This window comes from Natronolimnohabitans sp. A-GB9, from assembly GCF_030848565.1.
Lineage (GTDB): Archaea > Halobacteriota > Halobacteria > Halobacteriales > Natrialbaceae > Natronolimnohabitans.
Window position 1 is genome coordinate 125578 of record NZ_JAVDDV010000004.1, and the last position, 23363, is coordinate 148940.

Sequence of the window (23363 nt, forward strand, 5' to 3'; positions counted from 1 at the left end):
ATAGTACGAAGCGGAGGCTGTTGTAGCTACTTCGTGCTATTTCGGCAGGTACAGCCATGTTTTGCAGCTGTTGAAGAAACGTCAATAGCTGCCATTTGGAAACGAGTATGATGGGGAACAGATAGCTTAAATAAATCGTCATTCAATGAGCTGTTGATACTCGAGTGGTCGAGCCTCGGCTTTGTATGTCGCATAGACTGCTTCTGCCCACTTGCGTGCCGCCGGTGTGTCGGTGTCGATTAACACCTCCACACCTGCTCCGTCGGGATCGTAGTCGTTGACCGCGATTCGAGCGTCAAAGAAACTGAGCCCATAGGCTGGCACATCGTCGTGGACGAGGGGCTTCAGATTGCCGCTTTCGAGGATCTCAGAACAGAGTTCGGGATACGTCGCGAGAATGTATCTCGCAGCGTTTGGGGGGTTGATAATTTCAGCCTGCATTCCGTCGAGAATCCGCTGACGGAACTCCTCCCGACAGGGTTCGAGCAAGGCGATATCGACCCCGAGGAACTGAAATCGCTCGGTCTCCAGGAGCAACGACCTAAATCGGCTCACTGGACGGTACGGCGCGTCGTGGTCAGCGACAGTGACCGTCGTTTCCGAACTCATCTCGAGCGTGAATTCGATTACATCGTCCGGAAGATAGCGGCAGACGTCGCGTAACTTCTGCTCGGTTTCGACCTGAGCGATCAACTCCTCCATTCCGGTTGCGATCGCCCTCCCCAGACTCGTTGCCACGTACTGGTATCCCTCCTTTCGAATCCAGGCACGGTCTTCGAATTCACCCAGTGTCCGTCGAATCGTCGACGAGGAAACTCCGGTCAACTCGCAGAGCTCGGAGCGACTCCGGGGCTGCTCTGTCAGCGCAACGAGCGTCGGGACGCGATGTTCGGACCGCGCAAGATACGCGATGTCATCGATCGGTGACTTCGAACTACGGTAGTTCGTGTTACTAGGAACCATGGTAATAGTACACAAACCAGTACGATAACTATTGGGCCCACCCACGCGACGAGCAATCGGTTACAACAGTCCGTATGGATCGTCTCCAGCCCCCGCTTCGACTCGAGTTATCAGCCGCTTACTAACCCCTTCACTTCGACTCGAGAGGCGTCGCTGTCCATCGATTTTTGACCGATAATTCGACTCGAAACGTCCGTCGAGGGAAATCTCCAAAACTCCGTTCCGTCGTCGTCTCGCTGTGAGCTACTCGAACCGTTCGCCAGCCGGGATCGCCACCTCGAGCCAGTTCTCCTCGGGTGGGAGCGGACAGTCGAACGTCTCGCTGTAGGCACAGAACGGCGAATATGCGAGGTTGAAATCGAGGACGATCTCGTCGCCGTCCTCGAACTCGCCTTCGGGAGCCAGTTCCATGTAGCGACCGCCCTCGTAGCTTTGCTGGCCGGTCGTCTTGTCCCGGAAGGGGACGAACAGCGGCTCCTCGTTGGGGCTCTCGAGCTGGTAGGCCGCGAGTTCGACGGTGCCGTCCTCGAGGGCTTCGTCCTCGCGTTCCAGGTCGAACTCGAGGGTTGCGACGCGTAGATAGCGCATCTCCCGGCCGGCGGTCGTGTCCATCAGGACGACCTCGGGATCGTCGTGGACCGACGCAGTCGCGGTCACGCGGTAATCGAAATCGGGCTCGAAGTAGTCCAGCCCAGCGAACTCGTCGCGTTCCTCCGGCGGGATCGGTGACTGGGGATGGTCGGCGAAGAACTCGTCTTTCTCGGCGCGTTTCGACTCGAGTTCGTCGCGCCAGCGCTCGACATCGACGTCCTGGCTGTCGTCGGAATCGCTCATAGAAGTACTAGCGGTGTGTGGACGGGAATGGGTTGTGTTTCGCCCGTGGTTTCGTGTCGGCTCATACGGCCTACTGGAGTCGATTACTGCCGATCGTCGCTACTCTTCGATCGTCAGGACGCCGTTGCGGGCGGTGACCTCGCTGGCCTCGGGTGGCAGTTCGAACTCGAACTGCTCGCCGTTAGCGATAATGATCGCCGTCGAGCCGAGGACGTCTACCGAGATGTCCGCCGCGGAGTTGCCGAAATCGACCGCGATGAGGCTGTCGTCGTCGTACTCGACGGTGCGGACGACGACGTCGTCTTGGTCGACGTTCTCGAGGGAGCTGGGGACTTTCATACCCCTGGTAGGGCCTCAGTCAATTAAAGGGGCACGCTGGCAGCCTCCGGTCCTGGTTCGTCGACGTAACGCTTATCGACGTCTACGAAAACACATCACGTATGTTACAGTACTCGGGTCCAGTCCCCCACACTCGAGTGGAGGTACAGCGATGACGAACCGACGGTCACTCGTCGTCTTTCTCGGATCACTGCTGGTGCTGTCCGGCGGCGTCGTCGCCGTCTCGTGGCTGACCGGAGTGGGGATGCTCGTGCTTGCCCCACTGTATATGTTCACGCCGATGCTCGCGGGCATCGTGACGTGTATCGTGGCTTCGCCGTCGTTCGAACGAGCAGGGCTTCGCGTCGGTTGGAACCGGCTCTCCTGGCTCGGTATCGCTGCGATCGTTCCGATCGCACTCATTCTCCTCGGAACCGCCCTCTCGGTGGCCCTTCCCGGCGTCGAGTTCGTCCCTGACGCGAACCCGCTTACCGGTGAAGGGACGGACTTCGCGCAAGTCGAGGAGGGCGAACCGGCCGGCCCCTCCCTTCCCGACTGGCCGCTGAATCTGCTCGTCGCAATCGTCGCGGCGCTCGTCCTCGGCGTGACGCTCAACGCGGTCTTTGCCTTCGGTGAGGAGTTCGGCTGGCGTGGCGTCTTCCTGACGATACTGACACCGCTTGGCTTCTGGGGCGCGTCGGCCGTCATCGGCCTCGTCTGGGGGCTGTGGCACGCCCCGGTCATTCTCGAGGGATACAACTACCCGAACTATCCGGTCGTCGGTGTCGGCGTCATGACCGTCGCCTGTCTCGCGATGGCGCCGGTCTACACGTACGTCACCGTCGCCGCCCGGTCGGTGCTGGCGCCGTCGATCCTCCACGGCACGTTCAACGCCTTCGCGGCCACGATGATCGTGTTCGCCCAGGGCGGCTCGGAGCTCGTCGTCAACCCGGTCGGCGCGATGGGCATCCTCGTCTTCGGGCTCGCTACCGTCGCCATCGCGATCCGCGGACCGCCGACGCTTACGGCCGACTGGGCCATCGCCGGCGAGGGTGGCGACGACGCCGGCGATCGTGACATCGGCGGGGATCCAGCGTCGCGCTCTTCATCGACGACTGACGAGTAACACTGCCGGACAGCAGTCAGCACACCGTCGGTCGCGACATCGCAGCCGTCCCTGCGGGTGAGGCTCCAGTCGCGCGACCGATCGGTGACTCGTGCTATCCGACAGTAGAAGCGGGGGGTCAACCGGAGTCGTCCCGAGGTTTATCACCGAAGGTGCGGCCAACACAGTCCGTCAAGGATATGGACGACCGCCGCCGAGTACGCGAAGAATGACGGACTGGCGCTCGATCTTCGGCCACGACGAGCCCTACGACGAGCAAGTCGACGGTATCGAAACCGCCATCGACACCGCTCGAGACGGTGGCTACACCGTCATCGAGGGCGCCTGTGGCACCGGCAAGACGATGATCGCGCTCACCGCGGGGATCGATCTCGTGCGCGATCCGGACACCGACTACGAGCGCGTGTTCGTCCTCACGAGCGTCAAACAGCAACTGCGCCAGTTCGAAGCGGACCTCGAGACGATCAACGAGAACCTGCCCGACGAGGCCAAACCCGTCTCCGGACTCACGCTCGTCGGGAAGGCCGACGTCTGTCCGTACAACCGCGAGGGCGTGGCTGGTATCGACGACGGCAACGTCTACGATCGCTGTGAGACCTTACGGGACCGCACCCGCGACCTGACTGGCGAAGGTGGCGAAACGACTGCGGGGAGCCTCGTCGACCGTGCCCGCAGCCAGCAGATCGGGCTGGCCGACAGCGGCGGTCGGGGCGGCGGCGCACGCTTTCTCGAAACCGCCGGCGAGCCGACCTCGTATCCACCCCAACTCCCCGAGTACAGCGACGGCGGTCCGGTCGACGCCGCGACGGAGTACTGCCCGTTCTACGCGCAGTATCTCGAGGACCTCCCGGAGGAAGGCAGCGACGGCGACGCCGCGGAGGCCGTCCCCTACGACTTCACCGAGGCTGGGATGATCACCCCCGAGGACCTCGTCGCTCGCTCGGCCGCCCACGGTACCTGCCCGCACTCGGTGATGGGCGCCGTGTTGGGCCACGTCGAGATCGTCCTCGGTAACTACTACCACGCCTTTGACCCCCGAACCACGGGCTCGTTTACGGGCGCGTTGCTCGACGACTCGACGTTCGTCGTCTGCGACGAAGCTCACATGCTCGAGCCCCGCGTGCGGGATCTGGTCAGCGACGGGGTCGCCGACGCGACCCTGCGTGACGCCGAGACCGAACTTTCACGCGTTATCCAACCGCTCAAGTTCGAACGCGAGGGCCGATCCGCCCAGGGTGGCTCGAAGACGGCCGACGCCGACCTCGTTCGTGCGGAACTGAACGACAGCGACGTCTCCTTCGAGGAACTCAACCGGACACTCGAGTTCGTTCGGGATCTCCGTACCGAACTCGACCGACGGGTGACGGCCCACCTCGACCGACAGTACGGAGCCTGGGAGTCGGATCTCACCGACCTTCGAGACGAGGAGATCCCGCTTCGGGAGCCCTCCCAGCCCGCGGAGGACGAACTCACCGAGTGGGCCCGCGAGGCGGGCTATGGCGACGCCGACTGGGTCCGTGCCGAGGCCGTCGGTGCCGTCGTCGAACGAGTGCTAAACGAGGCCGAAGACGAGGATCGTACCCGTGCCGCACCCGCTGTCGGCCGCGTCCTCGGCGAGTGGTATCGACGCGACCACACCGACTACTTCCGGGAGATCGAACTCGAGCGCACCTGGGACGACACCGAGCCCGCCGACTCCTGGCGGCGGGCCTACAACGCACGACTGGCCGTGCACAACTGCGTTCCCAGCGACGCCATCGGCGAGCGTCTCGCTGCCTTCGGCGGCGGCATCCTCATGAGTGCGACCCTCGAACCGCTCGAGGCCTTCACCGAGGTCACCGGCCTCGAGTACATAGAGCGGGAAGCAGACCGCCCCGTCGTCGAGCGGCGATACGGCCTGCATTTCCCCGAGGAGAACCGCGAGAGCTTCGCGGTCGCGGCGCCGAAGTTCACCTACGACAACCGCGGTCGACCCGGCGACGACAACGCCACGCGAACGCAGTACGTCGACGCCATCACGAAAGTCGGCGGGCTGCCCGGCAACGTCCTCGTCGGCATGCCCAGCTACGCCGAGGCCGACTGGATCGCCGACTGCCTCGAGCGTCGTCTCGAAAAACCCGTCTTGCTCGACGCTGCAAGCGACGACGAGACGACCCAGTCGCTCAAACGGGAGTTTTTCGACGGCGACGGCAAGGTGTTGGTGACGAGCCTCCGCGGAACCCTGACCGAGGGCGTCGACTACAGCGGCGACCGACTCGCAGCAGCGGTCGTCTGCGGCGTCCCCATCGTCAACACCTCGAGCCCGCGCACGAAGGCGGTTCGGCGGGCCTACGACGACGCGTTCGGTGGCGTCCCCGACGGACGGTCGGGGAGCAAGCCGGGCGCGTCAGCGTCCGGCGTGGGCTTCACGTACGCGCTGACCATCCCAGCAGTTCGAAAGGCTCGGCAGGCGATCGGTCGCGTCATCCGCAGTCCCGACGACGTCGGCGTCCGCGTCCTCTTAGACGAACGCTACGCTCGAGACAGCTGGGACTCCGTTCGACCGTATCTGCCCGACGACGGCGAGTTCCAGCCCGTCAGCCCGGACATGCTCGAACTGGGCCTCGATCGGTTCCGGGATCAACTCGAGTCGACGTAGATATTCGGGACTCGATCCGACTCGAGGCTGCCAGGAGCGAACGGCGGCAGTTCTCGACGGGCCGTCTCAATCTGACCGTCGTATCGTGACCGTCGTGGTCGTCGTAGTCTCCGCGTACAGCGAGTACAACAGGATAGTAAAGCCGCCGGCGGTGAAGGCACTCTGGATCGCGACGCCCAGCCCGACGCTGCCGCCGTAGAGGTGTGCGATCGCGCCGCTGACTGAGCCGACGACGATGAACCCGAAGCCGACGGCGACCGCCTGCAACGCTTGCGATTTCGTCCGCTTGAACGCACGGTAGGAGAGCAACGCGACAGCACCGCCGGTAAACAGCGTCGCGGTGTTGGTCACTGCAATGAGGAGCGCATATTCGTCCATAGCTATCGTGAATGCGAGGATGTGAGCCCCGAGTCGAGCACCGTCGGTCGGCGGCCTCGAGGTCGATTCGGTATCGCCTACTCTTCCGTTGCCATACTTGAGTGGCGCTGTCGGTTCCCATCGACGAAGAACGAGCCGAACATGTTCGCACGCGTATTACTGCACGGGACGAAATAGCGTCGAAGTCACGGCTGTGACCGCTAGACTGTCTCGCCGGGCCCTTCGTCGAACCGATCGGCCCACTCCGTGAGCCACTCGGTGGCGTTGTTCCGGAGTTCGGTATAGCTCATCGCGACCGGCGTCTGTGGCTCGCGTGCGATGTCGAACGCCGGATCGAGATCGACGCCGGCGACGGCCGGAAACTGGACGTTTCGTCGGGCGAGTTCGGCCTGGACCGCACTCGAGAGGAGGAACTCGAGGAATTCGTAGGCGAGGTCGACGGCCGTCGCCGCCTGGAAGATTCCGATTCCCTCCGGAAGCACGTACCCCTCGTCGTCGAGGAACGCGACCCGGTGGCGCTGTGGGTCGTACTCCGCGGCCGCCGCGAAGACGGGATCAGTCGAGTAAGAGACCACCAGCGGTCGCTCCCCGTCCAGATAGGCGTCGTAGGCGCCGGTCCAGGAGTCGTGTAGCTCCACGCCGTTGGCCACGAGCTCCTCCCAGTAGCCCATGGCGTCGTCCGGACCCCCGGTCTCGATCGTCCACAGCAGCATTGCCTGTCCCGGCATGGAGTAGATGGGATGCTGGGCCAGCAACGCATCCGCGTACTCGTCGCGTAACTCGTCGAACGACCCCGGGGCCTCGAGTTCCGTTTCGTCGTAGACGAGACTCACGTAGCCCGCATCGTAGGCGAGCGCGCGGCCGTGTGGGTCTTCGAACGCGAGTTCGTCCCTGACACGGTCGGCGCCGTCGATGCGATCGAGGTTGAGTTCTCGGAGGAGCGCCCCCTCACCGACCCTGTCGTCGATTCGCGCGAGATCGCCGACGGTAACGCCGAGCCAGACGTCGGCGTCGATCTCGCCGCCGTGTTCGCCACGTTGCACGTAGTGTTCGGACCCCGCCTCGGGGACGACCCACTCGAGTTCCGCGTCGGGGTAGCGTTCTTCGAACGCCTCGGCGAGCCAGGGGCCGGCTGGGTTCGGTCCGCCGACCATCGATCGGTAGGTGACGATCCGCAGCGTTTCGTCGTGGTTTGGCTCGTCCGGTTCGGGATCGTCGTCGGGACCGTTCGTGTCGTCGTCGGGGAGCAGACAGCCGGCGAGTCCAGCGACCCCCGTCGTGGCGACGCCACCGAGCGTCCGAACGACCGTCCGGCGTTGCATTCGACGGCTCTACGCGTGCGGGACGTAAGTCTCGTTCCCAACGTTCAATCGATCCGAACGGTTTTGGTGTCGCGGTGAGACTGACGTGTGTGGCTCCGAACGCGTCCGGGAATCGAAACCGTCGGTACGTTCTCGCAGGAATCGTCGCGACGCTCGGTCTCGTCACCGGCGCGATCTTACTCGAGGTTCTGGGAACGATCCTGTTCGCCCTGACCGTCGCCTACGTCCTGGTGCCCGTCCAGCGCTGGCTCGGCCGACGCGGGCTCTCGGAGTGGACGGCGGCCGCCGCAGCAACCGCGGTCGGCTTTCTGAGCGCCCTCGCCGTCTTCTCGCCGATCGTCGTGACGTTGTACATCCGGGTCGAGGAGGTAATGGCCGTCGTCGAGTCGCTCCCCTCGGAGATCCCGATCGCCGTTTTCGACGTCACCTACACGGTCGAGGTCGCCGAAGTCCAGTCGCTCGCACTGGAGTTTCTCGGCAGCGCAGCCGTCTCGTTCGCTTCGGCGCTGCCGGTGCTGGCGATCAAGTTCGCGTTGTTCGTCATCCTGTTGTTCGCGCTCTTGCTCGAGGGCGATGCCGCCGGCCGGGCCGCCATCGCACCGGTCCCACACGAGTACCGGGATATCGTCCTCACCTTGGCGAAACGCGCCCGCGAGACGCTGTACGCGATCTACGTCTTACAACTCGCGACGTCGGCCGCCACGTTCCTCGTCGGCTACCCGCTGTTCTGGCTGTTGGGCTACGACGCCGCGTTCACGCTCGCTGTTGTCGCCGCGATCCTCCAGTTCGTTCCGATCATCGGTCCGAGCCTGCTGATCGTTCCGATCGCACTGTATCACGTCGCGGCGGGCGAACTCCTCGCGGCCGTCCTCGTTGGCATCCTCGGAGTCGGTCTCGTCGCCTGGTTCCCCGACGTCGGCGTTCGCCCGCGGCTGGCCCGTCGCTCCGCGGGACTGCCCGGCAGCCTCTACTTCGTCGGCTTTACCGGCGGGCTGTTCACGCTTGGCGCGATCGGGATCGTCGTCGGGCCGTTGATCGTCGCCGTCTTCGTCGAGGCCGTCGACCTGCTCGCCGAGGAGGTCAACGGCGACGTGACGTTCACCGACCTCGCCGCGGACGACCTCGAGGAGCCACCGGAGAACCTCGAGGCGGAACCGGCCTCGCCAGACGAATCGGGATCGCCGATAGCCGACGACTGAGACGGATTGCCGTAACGATTTGCTCACGTTTCTCCCGTTTGCCGGTCTGACGGTGCTCGTACTCGGCGTGCTCGGCTTCGGGATGGCGTCGCCACAGCGCCGATCGAGGGGGTCGTCGCCTGCTCACTCGTATCGTAATGCATCGATCGGATCCGTCCGTGCTGCCCGCCAGGCCGGATACAGTCCGGACGCGATACCCACGACGACGCCGACGACGATCGCCAGCACGACGTACTCGTAGGGGTAGACCAGTGGGAGATCGATGTACCACGCACCCAGATACCCCGCGGCGAGGCCGAGTGCCGTCCCGAGGATCGCACCGACGACGCCGAGGATCACCGCCTCCGCGAGGAACAGCCCCAGAATATCCCGGTTCTGGGCGCCGACGGCCTTCATGATCCCGATCTCGCGGGTTCGCTCGGTCACCGAGACGAGCATGATGTTCGCGATGCCGATCGAGCCAACGAGCAGCGAGATCGCCGCAATGCCGACGATGAAGTTCTGCAACAGGTCGAGTACGTCCTCGAGTTGCTGGAGCAGTTCCGCGCTCGTCTGCAGCGTCACCTCGAGGTCGTCACCGAGCAACTCGCCGGCGTCGGACTCCTCGCTCTCGAGGTAGGCCAGTGCGCTCTCGCGGGCGTCCTCGATCGCCTCGTCGTCGGCCGACTCGGCTTCGACGACGATCGCGAGGTACAACGCGCCGTCGGCGTCGAGGTCGGGCCCGGCGGCGCCCCCATCGTCGCCATCCTGATCGTCGGCGCCGCCGGGAATCGCTCCAGCCGCGTCTTCAGTGTAGTAGGGATCGGTCGGGACGTACACCCGCGGCGAGGGTTCGAACCCTTCGAAGGGGCTCAGTCCCTCGGAGGTGTCGGTGATCCCGACGACGGTGACCGACGTCTGCTCGCCACCTTGTAAGGCGATCAGTAACTCGTCACCCACCTCGATATCTTCCTCGAACTGGCCCGCGACGGCCGGGTTGACGACGGCCTCGCGTTCGCCCTGCTCGAACTGGCGCCCCTCGTCGAGGGTTTCCTCTCTGATATAGGATGGTCCGGCCGCGACGAGCGCGTCGCTCTGTGGTGAGATCTCTCCGCCGTAGACGAGCGCCTGCGTCGAGATGGGCATGTAGCCGTAGGCCGCGTCGATGTCGTCGTGATCGTCGAGTTCGTCGAGATCGTCCTCACTGAATACGGGCTGGGCACCGGCAAGTGGTCCACCCTCGGTGTCGGGTTCGGCGGCCCAGCCGTAGACGTTGCGCTGGTCGTCGGGACTGATGTCGCCGATGACGCCCGCCTGGAGGCTCGCGCCCAGCGTCACGAACGCGATCACCGCCGCGATGCCGATCACGATCCCCAGGGTCGTCAGCGACGACCGGAGTTTGTGTCCACGAATCGAGCGCCACGAGAGGCGCAGGCTCTCGAGCGGGCGCATCAGTGACTCGCCTCGCCGGAGGATCGTCGATCGTCGTCGAGCGATTCGATGCGCTCGAGTTTTCCGTCGAGCAGGTGGACGATTCGGTCGGCACGTTCGGCGACGTGGCGTTCGTGGGTGACGACGACCATCGTGGTGCCGGCGCCATGAAAGTCGGCGAAGAGGTCGAGGACGTCGTCTTCGGTGTCGGTATCGAGGTTACCAGTTGGCTCGTCGGCCAGTACGATCGCGGGGTCGTTGACCAGCGCCCGTGCAAGCGCGACCCGCTGGCGCTGGCCGCCCGAGAGCTCGTTCGGGAGGTGATCCTCGCGGTCGGCGAGGCCGACACGCTCGAGTAACTCCCTGGCTCGTTCGTGTCGGACGTCGCGGTCGACGTTCTGAAACAACTGTGGAAGCGCGACGTTCTCGAGGGCGGTCAGCCGGGGCATGAGGTTGAACGTCTGGAAGACGAACCCGACCGTCGTCCCGCGCAGCGTCGTTCGCTCGCGGTCGTTCAGCGCGGACACGTCCTGTCCGTCGACGACGACGGTCCCCTCCGTCGGCGTGTCGAGACAGCCCACGAGATTCATCAGCGTCGACTTCCCGGATCCGCTTGGCCCCATGATCGCCGTGTACGATCCTCGCGGAATTTCGAGGGACACGCCATCGAGTGCGTGGACGGGTTCCCCTAACTCGTAGATCTTGCTGACGTTCTCGAGGGTGACCGCCGAGCCGGATTCGGCACCCTTCGGTTCCGATGTCGCCATAGGGGGTCGTCTACCCCCCGTGCGAAAAAAGTACGACCCCTATGTCCGTCGATCGGCAGCTACCAGCTTCGATCGTCGTTTTCGTCTCGTGACGAGTCCCGGTCGTCTCGTGGTGAGTCCCAGTCGTCGGTTACGCTCCACTCGTCGTCGGCGTCCTCTTCCGGTGACTCCCAGCCAGTCGTCGTCTCGTCGTCCGTCCTGTCCCACTCGTCGTCCATCCGTTCGTCCGGGGTCGCCCCCCAGTCGTCATCGGCTGGCTCGCCCTGTGTTAGCTCCGGCTCGGTCACGTCGCTTCGGAACAGCAGGTACGCGACGACGGCGATAGCACCGAACAACAGCCCCATGAGCATCAAGAACCCGACACCGAGCGCCCACAGGAGTTCGTTGTTCTCGCGTTTGGACGCGTCCCTGTAGACCCAGTAGCCGACGACGACCGCGAGCACCGCTGCGATGAGCAGGCTGACGAGGAGGACCTCCGTCGGTGGCATCTCTTCCTCGGCGAACTGGAGGGGCAACGGCGCTAGCTGTAGCACGTCATCACCTCCCGATCACGGACGACGACTCGAGTGCCGAGCGAACGTGTGTGCGGTCTCCCGGAATCACTGCCCGCAGATCGCCGACTCGCATCCCGCGATCGACGAGACAGCGGGACAGCAGTCCGTCCGTCGACCCGGCCCCGTTCGTGATCGCTCCGATACTCCTGGCGCCGTCTGGACCTGTTACGCGCCGTTTTCACGTTTCGAACGTGGCTGATAGCGTGCATATTTCTTTTGTATACGGACCCGGGAGTGCTCCGAACCAGTACTGTTCAGCGACGATGATTTGGATGCAAGACTATATGTCTGTAGAGTAACTATATGGGGCTGAATATAACTGTGACAGCAATCGATATTACCGGTGTGACGAAACGGTACGGATCCGAAACCGCTCTCGAAGATCTCGATCTCACCGTCGAGCGCGGCGAAATCTATGGGTTTCTCGGTCCCAACGGCGCCGGCAAGTCGACGACGATCAACGTCATCCTCGACTTCGTCCGGCCGACCGCCGGCGAGGTTCGCGTATTCGGCCACGACGTGGCCGAGGAGACCCTCGAGGTCCGCGAACGAACCGGTATCCTTCCGGAGGGGACTGCGACGTACGATCGTTTGACCGGCCGCAAACACGTCGAGTTCGCGATCGAATCGAAAGGCGCCGACGACGACCCAGACGAGTTACTCGAGCGTGTCGGGATCGCCGACGCAGCCGACAAGAAAGCCGGTGGATACTCGAAGGGAATGACCCAGCGGCTCATGTTCGCGACGGCGCTCGCCGGCGAGCCCGACCTGCTGATCTTAGACGAGCCGTCGACGGGACTCGACCCCAACGGTGCCCGTCAGATGCGCGAAATCATCCGCGAGGAGAACCGACGGGGTGCGACCGTCTTCTTCTCGAGTCACATCATGGAGCAGGTTGAGGCGGTCTGTGACCGCGTCGGGATCCTTCGGGACGGCCACCTGGTCGCGGAAGATACCGTCGAGAGTCTCCGAGAGGCGGTTCCAGATCAAACACAGCTCCGCGTCCAACTCGACCGGATCCCCGATGACACCACGACGGCCCTCGAAGCTATCGAGTCGGTCGACGGCGTCTCGGAGGTTTCGGCCGACGGGACGACGCTCGTCGTCGCCTGTGACAACGAGTCGAAAACGAGCGTTCTCCAGACGATCGAGGAACACGGTGTAACCGTCGAGGACTTCAAGACCGACGAATCCTCGCTCGAGGACCTGTTCGTCGCCTATACCGAGGGTGACACCGTCGAGGTGTCACCATGAGCGCGATTGCGGTCGCGAAGAAGGACTTCGCCGACGCCATCCGCTCATGGAAGCTAATGGCGCTAACGGTGGTGTTCGTCCTGTTCACGCTTGGCGGTGCGTTTCTCGCCTCGAGAATGGGCGATGAGGCGGAGTCGACGCTCGATCTCGTCTTCGCGTTGCAGACACCCGCTGGCTTTCTCGTCCCAGTTATCGGGGCTGTCGTCGGCTACAAGGCCATCGCCGGCGAACGCGAGAGTGGGAGCCTGAAGTTCCTGCTCGGCCTGCCACACACGCGACGCGACGTCGTTTTCGGGAAGGTCCTCGGCCGCTCGGCGGTCGTCGCCGTCTCGATCCTGATCGGGTTCAGCGTCGGGATCGTCGGCCTGTTCGCATTCGTCGGCTCGGTCTCGATCGTCGACTACCTCCAGTTTACACTGATGACGATTCTGTTCGGCGTCGTCTACGTCTCTATCGGCGTCGGGATCTCTGCCATGACCCGTTCGACGACCAGGGCTGGGATCGGTGTGTTCGGGTTGATCGTCGTCTTCTGGTTCCTCTGGAGCACCGCCGTACAGGTGCTGCACTACTTCCTCGAGGGTGAGTTCTTCGCCGAGGAGTTCCCGGGCTGGTACGTCGGCCTTCTCTCGATCCCGCCCGACACCGCTTACGGCTCCGCTATCGGTGCCGTATTCAGTGACTCTGGACTCGCGATGGCAGACGTCTACGAACACGACGGCGGGATGCTGTCGACGCTCGCGGAGCCGTGGTTTGGCTTCGTCCTTCTCGCGCTGTGGGCACTCGTCCCGCTCGGTCTCGGACTCTGGCTGTTCGGTCGTTCCGACCTCTAGTGGCGTTCCAAGCCTGAGCTGCTGGGTCGAACCGGTCCGCACGACAGGGTTCGACCCAGCAGTCGACGGTTGGGAGGGGACTATATCGAGTGCCGACGTCCCGAGAGTACAACGTTTTTGCCGCCCCCGCCCGCCGTAGTAGCCATGAAGACGGCAGGTGGTTCCGACGCAGCGAAACGACGAGCCGGCGAACGCGCGGCCCAGGACGTCACGGACGGCGCCGTCGTCGGGCTCGGCACCGGTTCGACGACCGCGTACGCGATCGAGGCGCTGGGCCGGGCCGTCGACGACGGCCTCGAGATCCGTGGGATTCCGACGTCGTTTCAGTCCCGACAGTTGGCACTCGAGGTCGGGATCGAACTGACGACGCTCGACGCCGTCGACGGCGTCGACCTCGCGATCGACGGCGCCGATCAGGTGGCCGACGACCCCGACACAACGGGCTATGGCGCGTTGATCAAGGGTGGCGGCGCCGCACACACGCGCGAGAAACTCGTCGACGCCGCGGCCGACCGGTTCGTCGTCGTCGCCGATCCTTCGAAACTCGCGGGGACACTCGAGCGGTCGGTACCGATCGAAGTGATTCCGGACGCCCACACTGTCGTCGCCGACCGGCTCCGTGAACTGGGTGGTGAGCCGACGCTTCGCGAAGCCGAGGGGAAGGACGGACCCGTCGTCACCGACAACGGCAACCTCGTCCTCGACTGTGCGTTCGGCCCGATCGACGATCCCGACTCCCTGGCGACGCGGCTCGCACGGCTCCCGGGTGTCGTCGAACACGGCCTGTTCGTCGACCTCGCGGACGTGACGTACGTCGGCACCGACGACGGCGTCGAAACGCGCGAGTACTGATACGGACTGCTGTAACTATTTACCGCCGATCGCCAGGACGGGGTCGGCGATCGGCGGTAATTGACTACAGGAGACCGTATGAGTCCCGTCGATCGGCCTAAGCGGTCCTCGTCGACGCTGTCTCGGCCGTCGCTTCGTCGTGTCGGACCGAGAGGGCGACGACGAGCAGGTAGAGTGCACCCAGCGCTCGCGCGGCAGGCTCGACCCACGGCTTCAACTCGAGTTCGTCGGTGTTCTCGTAGACCAGCCGCTGGCTGAGTTCGATGATCGGTCGCGGCACCGCCACGAGGGCGAGGCCAGCCAGCGCGAGCGCGGCGCCGACGACTCGCGATCCGCCACCCGTCCGGCCTCGAACCAGCAACCAGACGAAGACGAATCCCTCGAGGCGTGCGCCCCACAGTGCGTGTGGCCGTCGCTTGGCTTTTGCGGGATTTTCGAGGCCGATCCGTTCGCAGGCGTCGATGACCGGCTTCGGTTTGACGATCTCGTAGCAGCCGAAGGCGACCAGCAGTTTCCGAAGCATCGCCGATTCGGCGTACCTCGGCCAGCGGCAAAAATCTCGAGTCCGATCGCGGGGGATCCTCGCGACCGTCGTCGTCGATGGATATCTTTTCAAAACCGTCGCGGTATGTTCCACTGGAGACGATTCGATGCCCGAGACATCCGATCGGAAAGACGACCACATTCGTATCATCGAGGACGAGGACGTCGAGACGTCCGGCGCCGGCTTCGCCGACGTTGAACTCGTTCACGAGGCCCTGCCCGAGATCCACCGCGACGAGATCGACACGTCGACGACGCTGTTCGGTCACGAACTCGACGCGCCGATCGTCATCGAGAGCATGACCGGCGGCCACCCGAACACGACGAAGATCAACCGAGCGCTCGCCGAGGCCGCCCAGGAGACCAACGTCGCGATGGGTGTTGGCAGCCAGCGCGCCGGTCTCGAACTCGACGACGAGGAGTTGCTCGAGTCCTACACCGTCGTCAGAGACGTTGCTCCCGACGCCCTCCTCTATGGCAACGTCGGCGCGGCACAGCTCCTCGAGTACGACGTCGCCGACGTCGAGCGAGCCGTCGAGATGATCGACGCGGACGCCATGGCGGTCCACCTGAACTTCCTCCAGGAGGCCGTCCAGCCCGAGGGTGACGTCGACGCGCGAGGCTGTCTCGAGGCGATCGAACGGGTCGCCGACGAGCTGTCGGTCCCGGTCGTCGTCAAGGAGACGGGCAACGGAATCTCACAGGAGACGGCACGGCGTCTCACCGATGCCGGCGTCGACGCAATCGACGTCGCCGGACAGGGCGGAACGACCTGGTCGGGAATCGAATCCTACCGGGCGGCCGCCGTCGGCGCGTCGCGACAGGAACACATCGGGAAACTGTTCCGTGCGTGGGGCGTTCCCACGGCGATCAGCACCCACGAAGCCGCGTCCGTCCACGACTGTGTGATCGCAAGCGGTGGCGTCCGCTCTGGACTCGACATCGCGAAAGCGATCGCGCTCGGTGCCCGCGCTGGCGGCCTCGCGAAACCGTTTCTCGGCCCGGCGGGGCAAGGCACCGAGGCCGTCGTCGACCTGATCGAGACGCTGTCCCTCGAGTTGCGGACGGCGATGTTCGTTACCGGCTCGGCGTCGGTAGCCGAACTTCGCGAGGCCGAATACGTGATGCTCGGTCGAACCAAGGAGTACCTCGACCAGCGATCCAACTGATCGACAATCGTTTCGATTCGGCGACGAGACGCGTCGCTACGCGACGTGGCGACGCAAAAAAATAACTCGAGTGGCGTCCCTTACAGGTCGCGGGGCTGGACCGTCTTCCGGTCGTTCGCTTCTGCTCGTCGCGCAGCGTCCTCGAGGAGTTCGTCGACTTCCTCGTCGAGTGCTTCGTAGAAGTCCGAGGCGACGTTCTTGTCATCGAGCGCTTCCTTCACGGCGGCTTTGACGATAAGGTCTGCCATACGGTGTACGGGTTCCGTTCTACCCAATATAAGTGTTGTGGTTATATCCCAGAATATGGGGTCTGCAGCGGTTGACCCGCCTGTTTCGATGCCGCACACCACCGGAAAGTATATGTTTGATGAAGCGCCGAGCCGACGTCGATCGTCGCTGATCGCGGAAATCCCGCTCGCGCGCGGTGTGGGTCCGCTCGCGCGCTTTCGCCGTTCGAGCGATCGGCGGTCGTCTTCGTCCGGGCCGACGAATTCGAGTGAGTCCGGATCCGAAAACGCGTATGCGCGAACTCCTCGAGGCCGTCGCCGACGGCTCGTTGTCGCCGGCGGAGGCCGAAGCACAGGTCAAGGGGTACGTCACCGGTGAAGCCGGCCGATTCGACGCCGCCCGCCAACAGCGACGCGGCATTCCGGAAGCGATCCTCGCCGAGGGGAAGTCGACAGCCTCGGTCGTCGCCCTCACGGAAACCGCCCTCGAGACGACCGATCGGGCGCTCGTGACCCGACTCTCCGACGGACGGTTCGAAGCTCTCGAGACGAGCCTCGCGGAGACGTTTCCCGACGCCACTCTCGAGCGACGCGGATCGACGGTTCGTGTCCTGACGGCCGACTACGAACAGCCCTCGCTCGAGGCGACGGTGGGGATCGTTACGGCAGGAACCGTCGACGGACCGGTCGCCGACGAAGCGGAGGTTGTCTGTGTGGACGCCGGTGTGACAGTCGATCGGATCGACGACGTCGGCGTCGCAGCACTCGACAGAACCCTCGATCAGGTCGAACGATTCCGCGAGATGGACGTGTTGATCGTCGCGGCGGGCCGCGAAGGGGCGTTACCGACCGTGATCGCCGGACTCGTCGACACGCCGGTGATCGCCGTCCCCGTCGCCAGTGGCTACGGTCACGGCGGCGACGGCGAGGCAGCCCTCGCTGGGATGCTCCAGTCGTGTACCGTCCTCTCGGTCGTCAACATCGACGCGGGATACGTCGCTGGCGCCCAGGCGACGCTGATCGCACGTGTGATCGACGACGCCCGGGCCGAGACTGATTAACGGATACAGAAAAATATCTGTGTAAGTCAAAAAGCCAAACTGCGTTTGGGGAAGGTTATTTATTTGTTCGCTGGATAGATCGAGGTACCGGCTTCGGCCGGTGTGACCAGCATCCAATGCCCACCTGTGACCACTGCGACGCGCACGTCTCCGAGCGCTTCGCGCGCGTCTTCGCCGACGAGAACGGCGTTATTCGGGCGTGCGTCAGCTGCTCGGCCAACGCCGGGATCGAGCAAGCCGCCAGGGAACGCAGCCGCGGCGCCGATCCCGCCTGATACGGGTCCCTCCCCGATGTTCCGGCGCACCCTTCGGGTCACGGCCGTGCCGGAACTGACGGACAGCGGTCCGTACGGTACGGTCGGTGGACCGTCGAACTGCGATCCGCCTTGATGGGACTGCGACCCCGCTTGCAGCCCCGCCGGAACCGACGGCCACCCGTCCGTCCGAAGCATCGCTACTGACCACCCCTCCGGTAACGTGACGCCTTTTAGGATCCGATTCAAGCGTTAGCGCATGACCGATCACGTCGTCTACGTCCTCGAGTGTGCCGATGGCTCGCTGTATACCGGCTACACGACCGACCTCGAGCGACGGGTCGCCGAACACGATGCCGGCGACGGAGCGAAGTACACCCGCGGTCGTACGCCCGTCAAACTGCAATATCACGAACGTTACGAGTCGAAATCGGCCGCAATGTCCCGGGAGTACGAGATCAAACAGCTCTCGCGGCGGGAGAAAGAGCGTCTCGTCGGTCTCGATTGAGATGGCACCGAATGGAGTAGAATTCTGTCACCAGTATCAAAAAATAAATATGGCTGTGACCTCTCTGATAGGGAGAGATGAACCTCGAGATCGTAGACGACCTCAAGCAACCGGAGTACACCGGTGAGAACCGGTGTGAACCGTGTACAGTGCTAAATCTGGCAATCGCGGCTGTCGTCGGTTCGGTTGTCGCACGCAAGACGAAACTCGGTGGCCTGCTCGCAATCGGTGTCTCGATCGGCCTTATTTATCTCCGTGGCTATCTCGTTCCGGGAACCCCGACGCTGACGAAGCGGTATCTCCCACCCGAGGTGCTTCGCTGGTTCGGCAAGGAGCCCGATCCTGAACCTGGTGGCGGGTTCGGTGGGATCGACTCGACGGCGGTCGCCGACGACGCCTCCTCGCCTCCCGAGTCCACCGCTGCCGGATCGACGTCGGCCGGGTCCGACAACGGCGAGACGACGTCCGATAGCGACCCCGACGACGCCGACGTGACCGATTCCGACGTAAACGCCGGTCAGCCGGCGCTCGATCTCGAGACCTACTTCCTCGAGTCGGACGTACTCGAGCCCTGTGAGGACCGCGACGACCTCTGTCTTACCGACGAGTTCGAGACCGTCTGGTTCGAGGAGATCGAGGCCGTCGACGAGGCAGGCATCGACGTCGCGACCGTCGTCGACGCCGTCGGCTTCGACGCCGATCCGGAGGAGTTCGACCTCGAGTCTCCCGACGAGGTCTATCAACTGGTGACCGACGGCGGAATCGCCGGCCGCTGGCCATCTCGAGCGGCGCTGCTTGCCGACGTCGCTGCCGCCCGTGCTCTCGAGTCCTGGATGGCCGACTGGGATGCCTACGATCCTGAGACCAGAGGGCAGGTACTTAGCGGACTCCGAATGTTCCTCGAGCGGTGTCCGACCGGCGGCGCGGTCAGCATGTCCGAGGAGGTCGTCGAGTCCTGTTGTACGTCCCACGACGTCTTCGCCGTGACCTGCGAGGAAACCGGCGAGCGACTGTTCGAACAGCGACTCGATGCGGTCGACGTCTGATACGGACTGCTGTAACAGTAGATAGTAGCACGATTTTTCGATCACTACACGTACGAATATATCGCTACCTCACTGCGTATGTGGTTTAAGACCTTTAATAGCCCAATGAGGTGGGTAGATAGAACTATCCTTCTTCTTCCCCTCTCTGCAAGAGATGGCACCTCCCCTTTTGTACTACGACAGCGGTGATGAGCCGACGCGTCGGAAATCGATGCTGTTCTGTTGGGAGTGCGACCATGCGAGCCCTATTGCGGATGATTGGGTACGCCACACTCGAGGAAACTACGTCCAGTACGTGTGTCCACACTGTGATACAGTTCTCCTCGAGCGTTCGCGTGGGAAACATACCGCCGCCCTTCGCAGACGCCCAGCGGAACACACAGTAACTGCGTGGGGACACTTACTCCGGGCGTCCATCGAACTCTGGCGCATGCCGTTCGACGTTGGAGCAGCCAGTGCCGCTACACGAACTGACTCTTGTACCTGTGGAACTGTTTAGTGGACATCCTCCACTGAACGCGGGTTTCACGATCCACTCTGAATAACGAAATCGTGTTACCAACTACTGGTAACTATATATCGCCAATCGCCAGCACGAGGTCGGCGATCGGCGGCACGCGACGACAGGAAACCATCTGAGATACTGTCGACTGTCACACAATAGCGTCGCCTTTTTCGCCGGTGGCATCGACGAACGGGTATGGAGACGATCAGCTTCGGCACTGACGGCTGGCGGGCGACCTTAGAGGAGTTCACGTCGCCCCGGGTTCGAATGGTCGGACAGGCAGTCGCGACGTATCTTCGCGACGAGGGACTCGAGGGGACGATTGCGATCGGATACGACGCGCGGGAGACGTCTCGCGGTTTCGCCGAAGAACTGGCACGAGTGTTGTGTGCAAACGGGTTCGACGTCGTCATGCCGGAGCGAGATCGGCCGACGCCGCTGGTCGCCCACGCGATCGTCGACCACGGACTGGTCGGTGCTCTCGCTATCACGGCTTCGCACAATCCGCCGGAGTACAACGGCGTGAAGTTCATCCCCAAAGACGGCGCGCCGGCGCTTCCGGACGTAACCGACGCCATCGCGGACCGACTCGCCGAACCCGATCCCCTCCCTGCCGAGGATCACGGTACCGTCGAGGCGGTCGACTTCACCACACCGCATGCCGACGCCGCCCTCGAGTTGGTCGAGTCGATCACGGGTAATGCCGACCTCTCGGGGCTGACCGTCGCCTACGACGCCATGCACGGCAGTGGTCGTGGGACGACCGACGCCGCCCTCGAGCGGGTCGGCGCCTCCCTCGAACTGCTGCGCTGTGAGCGCGATCCGGAGTTCGGCGGCGGCGCGCCTGAACCCGCACCGGAGAACTTAGAGACCGTGATCGACCTGGTGACCGACGACGGGGCCGCTCCCGACCTCGGGATCGCAAACGACGGCGACGCCGACCGAATCGCTATCGTCACTCCCGAGCGGGGATATCTCGACGAGAACCTCTTTTTCGCCGCGCTGTACGACTACCTGCTCGAGAACGAGTCGGGCTCGGTCGTCCGGACCGTCTCGACGACGTTCCTGATCGATCGGGTCGCCGAGGCTCACGGGGAGACCGTCCACGAAGTCCCGGTTGGCTTCAAGTGGGTCGCCGACGCGATGGCCGACCACGACGCCCTCGTCGGCGGCGAGGAATCGGGCGGGTTCACCGTCCGCGGCCACGTCCGCGAGAAAGACGGCGTTTTGATGGCCGTCCTCGCCGCGGCGATGCACGCCGACGAACCACTCGACGACCGCGTCGACCGGCTCCTCGAGAACCACGGGACCGTCGTTCAGGACAAGATAAGCGTCGCCTGTCCCGACCACGAGAAGGCGCGGGTACTCTCCGATCTCGAGGACGAGATCCCCGAAACGGTCGCGGACACGGCCGTCGAGAGCGTGAACACCGCCGACGGCTTCAAACTCCAGCTCGCGGACGGTTCGTGGCTTCTCGTCCGTCCCAGCGGGACCGAACCCGTCTTGCGGATCTACGCCGAAGCCGAAGACGAAACGCGGGTCGCGACGTTGCTCGAGGCCGGCGAGGTACTGGTCGAACCGCTGGTCTAATACGGATAGCGGTCCGCACGACAGCGGGTTGCGTGCTCCGGGCTCCTCCTTACCACTGTCGGGCCGTCACATACACGTATGAGTCAACGAGACCACGAGGACGCTGCGTACACGGAACTCACACCCGACTCGTGGCACCAGAACGACGAGGGGAACTACTACATCGACTGTCCGGAGTGTGGTTCGGCGGCGTCGCTGATGAACGTCGTCAAACACGGCCGGTGTAACGGCTACATGGACCAGCGGGAGGCCGACACGGAACTCGACGAGGAAGCGTTTGACTGTACGGCGAAACTCCACCTCGAGCTCGGCTATCAGTCCGCTCCCGGGGAGACGATGTCCGAGGACGCCCCCGGCGAGTCCGCAAGCGACGTCTCGACGGAGGAGGGTGTCGCCGCCGAGGGGTCGCCGCCGGGCACGGATGGGACGGTCAGCGACGAACAGCAGTAATACTGTCGGATAGCAGTCCGTATCAGTCGACTCGTTTCGCCGGCACGCCGACGACTGTCGCACCCGGCTCGACGTCATCAGTGACGACCGAGCCGGCGCCGACGGCCGCGTCTTCACCGATCGTAATGTCGCCAAGCAGCGTCGCGTTCGCCCCGATCTTGACGCCGTCCTCGATCGTTGGATGGCGTTTGACCGGTTCGTTCGTATCACCGCCCAGCGTCACGCCGTGGTACATGTGGACGTCGTCGCCGATCTCGGCGGTCTCGCCGATCACGACGCCCATCCCGTGGTCGATCGTCACCCGCCGTCCGATCGTCGCGCCGGGGTGGATCTCAACGCCGGTTAGCAGGCGCACGAGGTGCGAAAACAGCCGGGCAAGCAGCTGGAACTCACCGTTCCAGAGCCGATGGGCGATCCGATGGCCCCAGACGGCGTGGACGCCCGGGTAGGCGAGTGCAACCTCGAGACACCCCTTCGCCGCGGGATCGCGATCGCACATCGCCCGCGTGTCCTCACGCAGCCGGTCGAACATCGGTCACCTCGAGACCAGTCGGCGGAACGGTTACGCAACGACGCCGGCGGCGAGTGACAGTTTGCCGTGATCGCCGGCGACAACACCGGCCGACGACGTAACGCGGACGATTGCTATCGGTACGCGTAGGGTGGCCGGTGGATACCATACCCAAACGTTTCCGCCGAGATCGCCTAAAAGTGTTCGTTTCCGGCCCTCGAGTCCTCTTCCGGTCGACTCGACTGACGACCGCCCGCCGATCGTCGGTGACGGTCTCGTACGGACCGCTGTGGGCCTCTCGGGACAGGAGATCGTATTACTTCCCGCGAGCGAGTCGCTGCCCGATCCGCTCGGGGAGGCCGGCTTCCCTGACCGCGTCCTGGACGGCCTCGATATCGTACTCGACGCGGTGGGTCTCGACGGTCAGCGCCTCGAGGTCGACCACAGCGTAGGCTGCTCGCGGATCGCCATCCCGTGGTTGCCCGACGCTGCCGGGGTTGACGACGATACCCTCCGTGGACTGCTCGACGCCCTGGACGTGGGTGTGTCCGAGTACGAGCACGTCCTCGTCGTCGAGCATCCCCGGCGAGAACTCCCGCGGATACGTGTACCGCGAGTATCGTTTCGGGTCGTCGGGATGGCCGTGGACGAGTTTCACGCGGCCGTCGCACTCGAGTCGTTCGGTCGGCAGCGACTCGAGCCACTCGAGTTGGTCGTCGGCGAGTTCCGCGCGGGCGTGCTCGACACCCGCTCGAGCCATGCTGTTGAACTGGAAGGCAGTCCCCTCGACGACCGCAGCGTCGTGGTTGCCCATCACCGTCGGCACGCCCCGCTCGCGGAGCTCGGCGACACACTCGGCGGGCCAGGGGTTGTAGCCGACGACGTCGCCCGCACACAGCAGTTCGTCGACGGCGGGCATGTCTTCGAGGACGGCCTCGAGGGCGACCCGGTTGCCGTGGATATCCGAGACGAGTCCGACCTGCATACTGTACTCGTGACGTACAGGCGCGAGACAGTTGTAGTTCACCCGAGCTGAGAAGCAGGCCGCTGGACG

25 protein-coding genes are annotated in these 23363 nt (G+C 64.1%); 12 read left to right on the forward strand and 13 right to left on the reverse strand.

The window, feature by feature from the left end:
- Window positions 1-138 precede the first annotated feature (138 nt).
- The 3 genes from RBH26_RS07270 to RBH26_RS07280 form a co-directional block, all read right to left on the reverse strand.
- Entirely contained in the window at window positions 139-963 is an 825-nt protein-coding gene (locus RBH26_RS07270; RefSeq protein WP_306757530.1) for a MarR family transcriptional regulator, read from the reverse strand.
- 243 nt (window positions 964-1206) lie between these two features.
- Window positions 1207-1797, reverse strand: coding sequence for a DUF1684 domain-containing protein (locus tag RBH26_RS07275; RefSeq protein ID WP_306757531.1), 591 nt, complete (start codon window positions 1795-1797; stop codon window positions 1207-1209).
- 99 nt (window positions 1798-1896) lie between these two features.
- Entirely contained in the window at window positions 1897-2136 is a 240-nt protein-coding gene (locus RBH26_RS07280; protein ID WP_306757533.1) for a hypothetical protein, read from the reverse strand.
- A 151-nt stretch (window positions 2137-2287) separates the two neighbouring features.
- Between RBH26_RS07280 and RBH26_RS07285 the strand changes: the two genes are divergently transcribed.
- A complete protein-coding gene (locus tag RBH26_RS07285) occupies window positions 2288-3241 on the forward strand; it encodes a CPBP family intramembrane glutamic endopeptidase (RefSeq protein ID WP_306757534.1) in 954 nt (317 codons plus the stop codon).
- A gap of 208 nt (window positions 3242-3449) precedes the next feature.
- The gene (locus tag RBH26_RS07290; RefSeq protein WP_306757536.1) at window positions 3450-5879 is read left to right on the forward strand and encodes an ATP-dependent DNA helicase; all 2430 of its coding nucleotides are present in this window, start codon (window positions 3450-3452) and stop codon (window positions 5877-5879) included.
- 66 nt (window positions 5880-5945) lie between these two features.
- Here the strand turns inward: RBH26_RS07290 and RBH26_RS07295 are convergent, their stop codons facing one another.
- Window positions 5946-6257 (reverse strand): hypothetical protein, encoded by a 312-nt coding sequence (locus tag RBH26_RS07295; RefSeq protein ID WP_306757538.1) that lies wholly within the window; start codon window positions 6255-6257, stop codon window positions 5946-5948.
- 200 nt (window positions 6258-6457) lie between these two features.
- Window positions 6458-7579 carry a thiamine ABC transporter substrate-binding protein gene (locus tag RBH26_RS07300; RefSeq protein ID WP_306757539.1) on the reverse strand — a complete coding sequence of 374 codons (1122 nt, stop codon included), beginning with the start codon at window positions 7577-7579 and terminating at the stop codon, window positions 6458-6460.
- A gap of 89 nt (window positions 7580-7668) precedes the next feature.
- On the opposite strand from RBH26_RS07300, the gene RBH26_RS07305 reads away from it, so the two are divergent.
- A complete protein-coding gene (locus RBH26_RS07305; RefSeq protein WP_306757541.1) occupies window positions 7669-8778 on the forward strand; it encodes an AI-2E family transporter in 1110 nt (369 codons plus the stop codon).
- A gap of 123 nt (window positions 8779-8901) precedes the next feature.
- Here RBH26_RS07305 and RBH26_RS07310 read toward each other — a convergent pair whose 3' ends face one another.
- The 3 genes from RBH26_RS07310 to RBH26_RS07320 are packed head-to-tail and all read right to left on the reverse strand — an operon-like array spanning window position 8902 to window position 11488.
- Window positions 8902-10209, reverse strand: a complete 1308-nt coding sequence (locus RBH26_RS07310) for an ABC transporter permease (RefSeq protein ID WP_306757542.1) — start codon at window positions 10207-10209, stop codon at window positions 8902-8904.
- A complete protein-coding gene (locus RBH26_RS07315; RefSeq protein ID WP_306757543.1) occupies window positions 10209-10955 on the reverse strand; it encodes an ABC transporter ATP-binding protein in 747 nt (248 codons plus the stop codon). The genes RBH26_RS07310 and RBH26_RS07315 overlap by 1 nt, the downstream gene beginning before the upstream one ends.
- A 59-nt stretch (window positions 10956-11014) precedes the next feature.
- Window positions 11015-11488, reverse strand: coding sequence for a hypothetical protein (locus RBH26_RS07320; RefSeq protein WP_306757544.1), 474 nt, complete (start codon window positions 11486-11488; stop codon window positions 11015-11017).
- Between the two features lie 342 nt (window positions 11489-11830).
- Here RBH26_RS07320 and RBH26_RS07325 point away from each other — a divergent pair, with 342 nt between their 5' ends.
- From RBH26_RS07325 to rpiA, 3 genes are all read left to right on the forward strand, one after another.
- Complete coding sequence (locus tag RBH26_RS07325; RefSeq protein WP_306757545.1) at window positions 11831-12763, forward strand: ABC transporter ATP-binding protein; 933 nt, start codon at window positions 11831-11833, stop codon at window positions 12761-12763.
- On the forward strand, window positions 12760-13593 hold the full coding sequence (locus RBH26_RS07330; RefSeq protein WP_306757546.1) for an ABC transporter permease: 834 nt from the start codon (window positions 12760-12762) through the stop codon (window positions 13591-13593). Before RBH26_RS07325 ends, RBH26_RS07330 begins: the two co-directional genes overlap by 4 nt.
- 144 nt (window positions 13594-13737) lie before the next feature.
- On the forward strand, window positions 13738-14445 hold the full coding sequence (gene rpiA / locus RBH26_RS07335; protein ID WP_306757547.1) for a ribose-5-phosphate isomerase RpiA: 708 nt from the start codon (window positions 13738-13740) through the stop codon (window positions 14443-14445).
- Window positions 14446-14542: 97 nt separating this feature from the next.
- Here rpiA and RBH26_RS07340 read toward each other — a convergent pair whose 3' ends face one another.
- On the reverse strand, window positions 14543-14968 hold the full coding sequence (locus RBH26_RS07340; RefSeq protein WP_306757548.1) for a hypothetical protein: 426 nt from the start codon (window positions 14966-14968) through the stop codon (window positions 14543-14545).
- A gap of 127 nt (window positions 14969-15095) precedes the next feature.
- Here RBH26_RS07340 and fni point away from each other — a divergent pair, with 127 nt between their 5' ends.
- Window positions 15096-16157, forward strand: a complete 1062-nt coding sequence (gene fni / locus RBH26_RS07345; RefSeq protein ID WP_306757549.1) for a type 2 isopentenyl-diphosphate Delta-isomerase — start codon at window positions 15096-15098, stop codon at window positions 16155-16157.
- Between the two features lie 80 nt (window positions 16158-16237).
- Here the strand turns inward: fni and RBH26_RS07350 are convergent, their stop codons facing one another.
- Window positions 16238-16405 (reverse strand): DUF1931 family protein, encoded by a 168-nt coding sequence (locus RBH26_RS07350; RefSeq protein ID WP_005578700.1) that lies wholly within the window; start codon window positions 16403-16405, stop codon window positions 16238-16240.
- A 272-nt stretch (window positions 16406-16677) separates the two neighbouring features.
- Between RBH26_RS07350 and larB the strand changes: the two genes are divergently transcribed.
- A complete protein-coding gene (larB, locus tag RBH26_RS07355; protein ID WP_306757550.1) occupies window positions 16678-17445 on the forward strand; it encodes a nickel pincer cofactor biosynthesis protein LarB in 768 nt (255 codons plus the stop codon).
- 59 nt (window positions 17446-17504) lie between these two features.
- Here larB and RBH26_RS07360 read toward each other — a convergent pair whose 3' ends face one another.
- Window positions 17505-17897 carry a hypothetical protein gene (locus RBH26_RS07360; RefSeq protein WP_306757699.1) on the reverse strand — a complete coding sequence of 131 codons (393 nt, stop codon included), beginning with the start codon at window positions 17895-17897 and terminating at the stop codon, window positions 17505-17507.
- Between the two features lie 61 nt (window positions 17898-17958).
- Here RBH26_RS07360 and RBH26_RS07365 point away from each other — a divergent pair, with 61 nt between their 5' ends.
- The 4 genes from RBH26_RS07365 to RBH26_RS07380 all read left to right on the forward strand — a co-directional run bounded on the left by RBH26_RS07365 (window position 17959) and on the right by RBH26_RS07380 (window position 21798).
- Window positions 17959-18207, forward strand: coding sequence for a GIY-YIG nuclease family protein (locus RBH26_RS07365; RefSeq protein WP_306757551.1), 249 nt, complete (start codon window positions 17959-17961; stop codon window positions 18205-18207).
- Window positions 18208-18284: 77 nt separating this feature from the next.
- Window positions 18285-19253, forward strand: a complete 969-nt coding sequence (locus RBH26_RS07370) for a hypothetical protein (RefSeq protein ID WP_306757552.1) — start codon at window positions 18285-18287, stop codon at window positions 19251-19253.
- A 700-nt stretch (window positions 19254-19953) separates the two neighbouring features.
- Complete coding sequence (locus RBH26_RS07375) at window positions 19954-21348, forward strand: phosphoglucomutase/phosphomannomutase family protein (RefSeq protein ID WP_306757553.1); 1395 nt, start codon at window positions 19954-19956, stop codon at window positions 21346-21348.
- Between the two features lie 78 nt (window positions 21349-21426).
- Window positions 21427-21798 carry a hypothetical protein gene (locus RBH26_RS07380; RefSeq protein ID WP_306757554.1) on the forward strand — a complete coding sequence of 124 codons (372 nt, stop codon included), beginning with the start codon at window positions 21427-21429 and terminating at the stop codon, window positions 21796-21798.
- A gap of 22 nt (window positions 21799-21820) precedes the next feature.
- Here RBH26_RS07380 and cysE read toward each other — a convergent pair whose 3' ends face one another.
- A complete protein-coding gene (cysE, locus tag RBH26_RS07385; protein WP_306757555.1) occupies window positions 21821-22330 on the reverse strand; it encodes a serine O-acetyltransferase in 510 nt (169 codons plus the stop codon).
- Window positions 22331-22625: 295 nt separating this feature from the next.
- Window positions 22626-23294, reverse strand: coding sequence for a metallophosphoesterase family protein (locus tag RBH26_RS07390; RefSeq protein WP_306757556.1), 669 nt, complete (start codon window positions 23292-23294; stop codon window positions 22626-22628).
- Between the last annotated feature and the right edge of the window lie 69 nt (window positions 23295-23363).